The 9,716-nt window shown below is 57.3% G+C and carries 8 protein-coding genes; all 8 read right to left on the bottom strand.

Annotated features, from left to right (window positions below; genetic code table 11):
- A partial coding sequence (locus VL688_07705; protein ID HTL47934.1) for a hypothetical protein occupies positions 1-2,625 on the bottom strand: 2,625 nt, incomplete at its 3' end.
- A gap of 111 nt (positions 2,626-2,736) precedes the next feature.
- A complete protein-coding gene (locus VL688_07700; protein ID HTL47933.1) occupies positions 2,737-4,767 on the bottom strand; it encodes a UvrD-helicase domain-containing protein in 2,031 nt (676 codons plus the stop codon).
- Entirely contained in the window at positions 4,767-5,144 is a 378-nt protein-coding gene (locus tag VL688_07695) for a Minf_1886 family protein (GenBank protein ID HTL47932.1), read from the bottom strand. Before VL688_07695 ends, VL688_07700 begins: the two co-directional genes overlap by 1 nt.
- Positions 5,141-5,860, bottom strand: a complete 720-nt coding sequence (locus VL688_07690) for a hypothetical protein (GenBank protein HTL47931.1) — start codon at positions 5,858-5,860, stop codon at positions 5,141-5,143. The genes VL688_07695 and VL688_07690 overlap by 4 nt, the downstream gene beginning before the upstream one ends.
- Before the next feature lie 19 nt (positions 5,861-5,879).
- On the bottom strand, positions 5,880-7,379 hold the full coding sequence (gcvPB, locus tag VL688_07685; protein HTL47930.1) for an aminomethyl-transferring glycine dehydrogenase subunit GcvPB: 1,500 nt from the start codon (positions 7,377-7,379) through the stop codon (positions 5,880-5,882).
- Positions 7,376-8,752: an aminomethyl-transferring glycine dehydrogenase subunit GcvPA gene (gene gcvPA, locus VL688_07680; GenBank protein HTL47929.1), complete on the bottom strand. Its 1,377-nt coding sequence runs from the start codon at positions 8,750-8,752 to the stop codon at positions 7,376-7,378. The genes gcvPB and gcvPA overlap by 4 nt, the downstream gene beginning before the upstream one ends.
- Positions 8,753-8,937: 185 nt before the next feature.
- Entirely contained in the window at positions 8,938-9,324 is a 387-nt protein-coding gene (gene gcvH / locus VL688_07675) for a glycine cleavage system protein GcvH (GenBank protein HTL47928.1), read from the bottom strand.
- Between the two features lie 20 nt (positions 9,325-9,344).
- The coding region (locus tag VL688_07670) for a glycine cleavage T C-terminal barrel domain-containing protein (protein ID HTL47927.1) at positions 9,345-9,716 on the bottom strand (372 nt) is incomplete at its 5' end.

Genomic DNA, 9,716 nt, shown 5'->3' with positions numbered 1-9,716 from the left:
ATCGACGTCCTGCTCACCTTCCGGCGAGGTAAAAACGTAAAAGATTTTCAGCGCGGGATTCAGCGCAAGCTGCGAAGCCAGGGCGATGATTTCGTTTTCATTCAAAAGCTTGTCGGTAAGGATGACGGCATGGCCTTCCTCATTGCTGACGAACTGAGGCGCGGTCTGGCGCACCTGATCCACGGCTTTCTCGAGCTTGGTTTGTTTGCCCTGCAGCAGCCGCGTGATTTCCGCGATCACCGTAGCCATGTTCTCACCGATGTTTGAATCCACCGAACCAAGCGCGGCCAGAGAGGAAATGAGCGAAAGCAGGATCGCGCGTTCTTGAGGGTTGCCTTCCGTCCGGATGAGCTCCTGCTGCAAGTCGAGCTGAGCCAGAGCCTGCGCAAAATCGCTTCCGAACTTCGCCGGAGCCGTGGGCGTCTGGCCCGGAACGCGGGCGCTGAGCGTCGGCCGCAGGGCCGCGAGCACATTCTGTTTGACCGTGTCCTGGCGTGTGACAACGGGCGGCAGCGGAGCCGGGGCCGCTTCCGCAGCCAGCTTGTCCAGGACCGACTTGAGATTGAATTCGTTGATGCCTTCCACCGCCGGAGGCAGGATCGCGTTCTGACCTTCGGCCGGGGCCGTGTAACCTTCGGGCGCCACTTCCGTCGAGCTGATGCTCGTCGCGAACACGCGCACGGGCTTGTCTTCGGCGTTGTTGATTACGACCGTCGGAATTTTCAGGAACTGGCCGTTCGGCATCCTGACCGGCTGGCCTTTATAGAATAAGTAAGCATAATCGCCTGCCGGAGAAAGCTGGATGCGGATGTTGCGCAGCGCGGCGAAACGGGATTCGTTGATGACTTTCGTGAACCTGGCCGCGTCATAATAATCGGTTTCGGGATTGATGCCCTGCGATACCCATTTCTGGTCCGCCTGCACGGCTGTCGAAAGCTGAGGGGCAACGACGCCCGCGAATTCATCTACACCCTTGGCCGCGAGTACCGTCCCGGATTCCATCGAGGCCGGAAGTTCCACGGTCGCAGACTCAAACATGTTGGGATTTTTATCGAGCATGGCGTTTACGTAATTCTGGTTGTCGATTTCTTCCTGGATGCGCGGCATGAGCACGCCGTAATTGACTTCGTCCTTGCGGAAACGCTCGAAAACGCCGGCCGTGTGAAAGCCGCCGGTCAGCAGCGCGGACTTATCCTCGGTTTCCTTGAACATCCCCTGCTTGATCATGTAATAGAAAACAGATTCGCGCTGGCGGGCGAGATTGTAAAAATTGAGCGCCAGGTCAAAAGCCTCGAGGACTTCTTTTGAAGGCTTGATCTCCGCGCCTTCCGAGCTGAGCTTGCCGATCCTCTGGACGAGCGTTTCCGGTTCCATGCGCTGTTTCTCCTGGGAAAAGGCTTCCCAGTTTTCCCGCGTGACTTCGAGGTGGAAGAGTTTGCGCACCGTGAGATTGTCGCGGAGCAGCGCGAGCAGCAGTTTTTCCTGGTCCTTGACCGCGAGTTTGTTCAGGATCTGCTCGAAAAGGGCTTCGACTTCATCGAACAGCATCTTGGAATCCACTTCGCTTTTCAGGATGAAGTAGCCCGCGTACAGGCTGAAATCCGGATAATCCGAAAATTTAAAGCCCTTGGGCCCCGCTTCTTCCACGAGCCGTTCCAGAAGGTAGCGCGGGAGGTTTTCGAGCTTTTCGTCCGCGGGATCGAGACGGTTCATGGTGATATGCCGTTCTTCGAGATTTTGCAGCGCGGTGACCACCTTCTCCGGCACCTGATGGTTCCTCAGGAACGCCACAACCTGGTCTTTTTGCTTGCGTCCCTCATCGAGGTTCAATTCCTTTTCCATGGACTGAAGAATCAGAAGCCGCGTGATCTGCGGCCACTCGACCTGAGACACGATGTCCTTCATGTCAACGTCCAGGTACTTGCGGGCATCCTGCGAGAGCTTTTCGATGAAAGGCATGAACGCGCGGTGGCCGGACTGGAACTTTTTCCATTCCAGGATCAGGCGGCGCAGTTCCGGAGAAAAAATCTTGGCCGAAAGGTCCAGGAGGCGCTGATCCACCTGGTCGGTGAACCGGTCGGTTTCGGACTGCCGGGCATAAACTTCTTTGAAGACTTCCACGTTGGCGCGATAGAGCTCCGCCTGTTCAATGCCGACGGCCTGGACTTCGGAAGGCGCGTCGATCAGGAAGAACTCGGCGCCGGTCAACTTGCCTTCGCGCGCGAGCTGGTCGGCCACGTCGAGATTGTGTTTGTTATCCGGGAAAAGCCGGAGGTAATCCGGATTCAGGCGTTCGACTGCACCTTCCACGAAAAAGAGGCGGAAGCCGTACGTGCTGTAAAGGTGCTTGAGAAGTTTCTTGATCTTCAGCTGCGCTTCGTAATTTCCGTGCGCGTTCTGGATGTGGATGATGAGCCGCGGGTCGACTTTGGGCGGCGCTTCGTAGATTTCCTCGACTTGGGCCAGATCCGAGGGAATATCAATATTGAGGAATGCGGGAGTTTCTTTCTTGGGCATGATCTCGATGCCCACGGGAGAAGGGAGCGCCCATACCGTATTCGTGATGGAATACACGAATAAAGTCACCAAGCCCAGTGTTTGGCGTACTCTTTTGAAGGTCTTCATTTGTACTTTTTAAGAAGTTTTTATTTTGTAGAAGAAAAGATACCATCGGAGAGCGGATTTGTCAAAGGAAAATTTAGCGGAAAACGAAGTGGATAACTTCCCTAAGTCTTTTTAATCAAATAAGATGCGATTTTCAGAGTCTCGGCCGTCGGGATCGTCCATGATGAGGTCATCATAGAGGATCTCGTCATCGTCTTCGGCAGGGGGTCTTCCGGGCGCTCCCGCCGCTTGGTAAAGAGATGAGGGAATCTCATTAAGGAAGCGCGAAGGCAGGTTATGCTGAATCGAACCGTAGAGACGGCGCTGGCGGGCGTAGGAGAGATAGAGTTTGTCCTTGGCGCGGGTAATCCCCACGTAGCAAATGCGTCTTTCCTCTTCCAGATCCTCCCCGGACTCCATAAACGAGTTGATGTGCGGGAAAATTCCCTCCTCCAGGCCCACAATGTAGACCACCGGGAACTCCAACCCCTTGGCCATGTGCATGGTCATGAGGGTCAGGACATTCGTACCCTGGTCCCATTTGTCGAGGTCGGTCATGAGCGAAATCGATTCCAGGAACGACAGGAGCGTGGCCTCTTCCTTCTTCTCTTCCTCGAAATCCCGGACCACGCTGAAAAATTCCTGGATGTTTTCGATCCTGTCCTCGGCTTCGGCGCTTTTCTCGGCTTCCAGTTCCTGGACGTAACGCGTGTCGCGCAGGATTTTTTCCAGGAGATCGCCGGGCTTGGTTTGCGCCTGGATGTCGCGGAGACCTTGCAAAAACAGGCTGAAATCCGCGATTGCCCGCTTTGCCTTGGGCGTGAGCTCCTCGATTTCGCGGACATGCTTCAGGGCTTCGTCGAAAGATGCGTTGTGCGTCTTGGCCCACGCCTCCAGAAGTTCCACGGCCTTTTTGCCGATGGCGCGCGCGGGAACATTCACGATGCGCTTCAGGCTGATGTCGTCGTGCGGAAACGCGATCGCTTTGAGGTAGGCGATCAGGTCCTTGATTTCCCTGCGGTCATAGAACCGCGTGCCGCCCACGATGCGATACGGAACGTTGTAGCGCATCAGGATTTCTTCAATGATACGCGACTGGGCATGGACGCGGTAGAAAACCACCTGGTCCCCGAGCGTTCTCCCCTTGTCGCGATTCTTCAGGACCTGGTTCACGACGAACATGGCTTCGTCTCTTTCGTCCTGCGCGTTGAAGAGCGTGATCTTCTCCCCGCCTTCCCGCTCGGTCCACAGCGCCTTGGGTTTACGGTCGCGGTTGTGCTTGATCAGCTCGTTGGCCGCATCCAGCACCACGCTGGTCGAGCGGTAATTCTGCTCCATCTTGATGATGCCGGCATCCGGATAGTCTTTTTCGAAGTTCAGGATGTTGCGGATATCCGCGCCGCGCCAGGCATAAATGGACTGGTCCGGATCGCCCACCACGGTGATCTGCCGCCTTTTCGCAGCGAGCAGCTTTACCAGGCGGTACTGCGCATGGTTAGTGTCCTGATACTCGTCGATCAGGATGTGCTGGAACCGGTTCTGCCAGTTTTCCAGGACGTCCGGACAGCGGTCGAGAACGGCCACCGTCTTCGAGATCAGATCGCCGAAATCCAGGGCCCGCAGCTTCGTCAATTTCTCTTCGTAGAGACGGTACACTTTCGCCACCGACTCCTCATAGATGTCCTGCGATTTTTCCGCATATTGGTACGGCGTCATCAGGTAATCTTTCGCGCGCGAAATCCTTTCCCGCACGCCCTTGGGATGGATCTGCTTTTCGTTCATGTTCAGTTCTTTCACGCACTCTTTAATGAGCGTGAGCTGGTCGGAATCGTCGTAAATGGAAAAATTGCGGTCGATCTCGATGCGCGGCGCTTCCATGCGGAGGATGCGCAGGCAGGTCGCGTGAAAGGTGCTGATCCACACGTCCTGATTGACGAGCCTCTGCACGCGGAGCTTCATTTCCTGCGCGGCCTTGTTGGTGAATGTCACGCCAAGGATGTTGAAGCTCGGCACCCCTTCGAAAATCAGGTGTGCGATGCGGTGGGTCAAAATGCGCGTCTTGCCGCTGCCCGCGCCGGCCAGGATGAGAAGCGGCGAAGCCGGCCATATCACGGCTTCTTTCTGGGCCGGATTCAGTTTTTCCAGGAGTTTTTCCTGCGCCATTATTCGTCCTCGATAGTGTAGCCTTCGTCGAACACTTCCTTGAAATCGTAGACCGCCGCGAAATCCTCGAGCTTGTCTTCCGGCTGCTTGCGAAGCACGCCGACGTCGACCAGCGCGAACACGATTTTCCCGAAATCCAGCGTTTCGTTGATGCCCCAGTAGTTCAGCACCACGCGCGCCATGGGCCCGAACTGGTCGTGGGCGTATCGGCGGATGCCGTGCAGCAGTTCCTGTCCCGTGATGTGACGGGGCTTATTCAGTTTCGAAACCGTATGATGCAGGGCGGAAAGCACGAAGCTGTAGGCCTCGAACTTGTACTGCGAATTGCTCTGGATGACCTTCTCGATCTTCTGGAGAAAATCGTCTTTTTCTTTCATGAGCGTCCGCCTGACATCGCCTGCGCGGGATTCACTTCATATTTCTCCTGCCCCAGTTTTTCCGCCCGGAAAAGACAGTCGGGGTCCCAATGCTGTTCCTTGATTTCCGCGCCAAAGGCCCGGGCGAATTGATGTTCGATCGCGGCCGCCAGGTCTTCGAAACCGCAAGGCGGCTGGAACTGGATGGACTCCTGATGCAGCAGCATGCCGAGCGAACGCTTCTGCCCCCCGCCCGCGATTTTCTTGTTGCCGAAGGCGAGATCCGTGGCGATCGGAAACATAAAACATTCGCGGCCTTTGGGCAGCTCTTCGTCGCAGCGGTAAAACCGCGGCGGGCAGCCCAGTTCTTCCAGCGCAGCCTTCAGCACTTCGTGGATCTTCCAGTAGCTGACTCGCACGGACCCGAAAGACTCGTCGAAATCCTTGGGCGCGATCAGCGTAAACATGAGATCGCGGCCATGCAGCACTTCTCCGCCTCCGGTCAGGCGGCGGCAGACGGGCACGCGGGAAGCCTGCGCCGCGGAGCGGCCCTCTTCCCATTCCTTCCAGCCCGCGTACGCATAGCCCACGGAAATCCAGGGGCTCGAAGCATAATAAAACCGCAAAAGCGCGGACGACGGCTTCTCTTCCATGGCCTTGCGGAAGAGGATTTCGTCCAATGCCATTTGAAAAGGCATCGGGGCGCTGAGGGGCGGATACAGCCGGATTTCGGACATAAGCCTCCGTCGAGGACGCCTAGAAAGGCGCGCCTTCGGCAAGCAGGATTTTTTCCCTCATCAGGTCGCGGTAGGACAGGATGGGCTTGCGCGCGGCAAGCACCTCGTCGGGGCGCGTGATCGGCATGGTATGCGGCGCGTTCTGGACCTTTTCCGGGTCCTTCGCGACTTCCACCGCAATTTTTTCCAGCGCTTCGATGAAAGAGTCCAGGGTTTCCTTGCTTTCGCTTTCCGTGGGCTCGATCATGAGGGCCTCTTCCACGACGAGCGGAAAATGTACCGTCGGCGCGTGGTACCCGTAATCAAGCAGCCGCTTACCCACGTCCCCGGAATGAATGCCCTGGGCCTTGGCGTTTTTCAGCGTCAGCACGAACTCGTGCATGCACGGCTCGTCGACGGCCACGGGAAAAATCTTTTTCAATTTTTCTTTCATGTAGTTCGCGTTCAGGATCGCGTCTTCGCTCACCTTTTTCAGGCCTTCCAGGCCGAGCGTGCGGATGTACACGTATGCGCGCACGAGCATTCCCACGTTGCCGTGGAAAGACTTCACGCGGCCGATCGAAAGATCTCCCACGGGCTGGAAACGGTAGCCCATGTCGTCTTTTTCGACGAGCGGTCCGGGAAGGAAAGGCACGAGCCTCTCGCTCACGCCGACCGGGCCGGAGCCGGGGCCGCCGCCGCCGTGCGGCGTGGAGAACGTTTTGTGCAGGTTGAGGTGAACGATGTCAAAACCCATGTCGCCCGGGCGCGCGACGCCCATCAGCGCATTGAAATTGGCGCCGTCATAATAAAGAAGAGCGCCTTTTTCGTGCACGGCCTTGGTGATCTCGAGGATCTCCTCTTCGAAAAGGCCGAGCGTATTGGGATTGGTGAGCATGAGGCAGGCCGTTTCATCGTCGAGGTGCTCTTTCAGCGCCTTCAGGTCCACGCGGCCGCGGCTGTTGCTCTTGATCTCGACCACGTGATAGCCAAAAAGCGCGGCGCTCGCGGGATTCGTGCCGTGGCTGGAGTCGGGAACGAGCACCTTGCGGCGCTTGTTCTGTTTCAAGTGGTGATGATACGCATGCACAAGCATCATGCCCGTAAGCTCGCCGTGCGCGCCGGCGGCCGGCTGCAGCGTAAAACGCTTCATGCCCGTCAATTCTTTCAGCGAGTGCTCGAGCTCGTGAAAAACCTGGAGCATGCCCTGCACGGTTTCGGCCGGCTGCAAAGGATGGACCTTCGCGAAACCGTCGAGCGCCGCCACCCATTCGTTGATCTTGGGGTTGTATTTCATGGAGCAGCTGCCGAGCGGATAAAAATGCGTGTCGATGGAAAAGTTTTTCTTCGACAATTGGACGAAGTGGCGCACGGCTTCGGGTTCCGTCATTTCCGGGAACACGATCGGGCGCTTGCGGCGGAATTTTTCCGGGATTCGCTCGAGGACTTTGCTTTTTTCATAGCGGCCCTGCGGCAGCGACGCGCCGCGCCTTCCGGAGCGGCTTTTTTCGAAACTGAGGCGGCTGTCCTGGGAAATCAGCATTTTCCGAGCTCCTTCACGAAGTTTTCGAGCTGCTCACGCGTCTTCGTTTCCGTGGCGCAGACGAGGAATTCGTTTTTCAATTCCGGATAGAACTGCGAAAGGTCGATGCCCGGGAGGATGTTCTTTTCGATCAGCTTCTCCTCGATCATCTTGAACGGGACTTTCGACTTTACCACGAATTCGTTGAAGATAGGCTGGTCCTTGCGGACTTCGAAGCCCGGCACGTCCGCGACAAGACGGCGCAGGTAAGCGGCGCGGTCCATGTTGAGCTCCGCCACTTCCTGAATGCCTTCCTTGCCGAGCAGCGTCATGTACACGCACGCGGCAAGCGCGCAAAGCGCCTGGTTCGTGCAGATGTTGGAGGCCGCCCTTTCGCGGCGGATATGCTGTTCACGTGCCTGCAGGGTCAGACAGTAGGCACGGCGTCCCTGGGAATCCTGCGTCATGCCCGCAAGGCGTCCGGGGATGCGGCGCATCAGCGCGCGCGAAACGGAAAAATAACCAAGGTACGGTCCGCCGTACTGGAGCGGCACGCCGAGAGGCTGGCCTTCGCCGGCCGCCACGTCCGCGCCCCATTCACCGGGCGAACGCAGCGAGCCCATGGACATCGGGTTCGCGGTCAAAAGAAGAAGGCTGCCGTTCGTGTGCAGCTTATCGCTCACGCCTTCGAGGTCTTCGAGCACGCCGAAAAAGTTCGGCGTCTGGAAAATCGCGCCGGCCGTGTCGTCGGCGATCTTCGATTCGAAATCGGCGCGGTCAAACGTCTTGTCTTCGCCGAAACCGAATTCGACCACTTTGTACGGCGTTTCGTGGAAATAAGTTTTCAGCACCTGGCGGTAATGCGGGTGCACGGCACGCGACACGAGGATTTTCGTGCGGTCGGTCTGGCGCAGCGCAAGCACGGCAGCTTCGGCAAGGCTGGTCGAGCCGTCGTAATGCGACGCGTTGGTCACGTCCAGGCCCGTGAGCTCCGTGATGAGGCTCTGATATTCGAAGATCACCTGCAGGCTTCCCTGCGCGGCTTCGGGCTGGTACGGCGTGTAGGCCGTGTAAAATTCGTTGCGGCGCATGATTTCGCCCACGGCCGTGGGAATAAAATGCTCGTAGCTGCCTCCGCCCAGAAAAGAAAGCACGTCGGCCGCGGATTTGTTCTTTTTGCCGAGCGTCTTCATCAGGTTCTGGATGTCGAATTCGCTGAGGGCCTCGCCGATGCGCAATTCGGGATCGCGGAGTGCGGCCGGAATGCCTTTCAAGAGATCTTCGAAGGAGGAAACCCCGATTTCCTCCAGCATCTTTCTCTTGTCCTCTTCGGTCAAAGGAAGGTAATGCATGTTCTCGCTCCGCTGCGCTTTATCAAGAGTGGTTTCCATTTGAGCACCTAACAGAATCCTATTTGGCTGCAAACCCGCATGCCTGCGGGCTTCTTCGTTGCACCGGTCAAAAAATGCTCAGCGTACTGCTGTGAGTACGCTTCCGCGTTTTTTGCCCGTCGCGCCTCGAATCCCTTTGGCCTGCGAGTTTTCGCTTCAACCAGGATTCTGTTAGGCGCTCTCAATTAAACTCCCGTTTTGAGGCTTTTTTCATAGTCTTCTTTGGTCATGAGCTTGTCCCATTCGGACGCGTCCTTCAGGGCGATCGAAAAAAACCAGCCCTTGCCGTAGCAATCCTGATTCACGAGGCCCGGATCCCCTTCCAGCGCGCTGTTGACCTGGGTCACGCTGCCGCTGACAGGCGCGTAAATGTCGAAGGCCGCTTTCACGGATTCGACGACCGCGATCGGCTTGCCGGCCTGGCCTTCTTTCCCGCTCTTGGGAAGCTCGACGAAAACCACGTCGGAGATTTCTTTCTGGGCGTAATCGGTAATGCCGACCGTGAGCACATTGCCGTCGCGTCGGGCCCATTCGTGGGTTTTGGTGTAGCGCAGCTCATTCGGAAAATTCATGGATTCCTCCGGGGATAGGGTTATGATTTCGTTCTTTTATAAAAAGGAAGCTTCACGGCTATGGCTTTTAAGTCGCGGTCCCGGATGCGGACCGCGAGTTCCTCGCCGGCCGCGGGTTCCGGCGTCCGGACGTAGCCGAGACCGATGTTTTTTTTCAGCGTGGGCGCGAATGTCCCGCTGGTGACCGCGCCGGCCGCTTCGCCGTTTCTCACGATCGCATAGCCTTCACGGGGAATGCCGCGCTCCAGCATTTCAAAGCCGATGAGTTTTTTCTGCGGCCCGGACTGCGCCTGCTTTTTCAGCGCCCCGGCGCCCGTGAAATCTTTGGTCAAATTCACGGCCCAGCCGATTCCCGCTTCGAGCGGCGTGATCGTATCGTTCATGTCATGGCC

This window comes from Verrucomicrobiia bacterium (genome assembly GCA_035495615.1).
Taxonomy (GTDB): Bacteria; Omnitrophota; Omnitrophia; order Omnitrophales; family Aquincolibacteriaceae; genus DATJFP01.
Note: the sequence above shows the minus strand (reverse complement) of the source record. Positions and strands in the feature narration are given on the sequence as shown.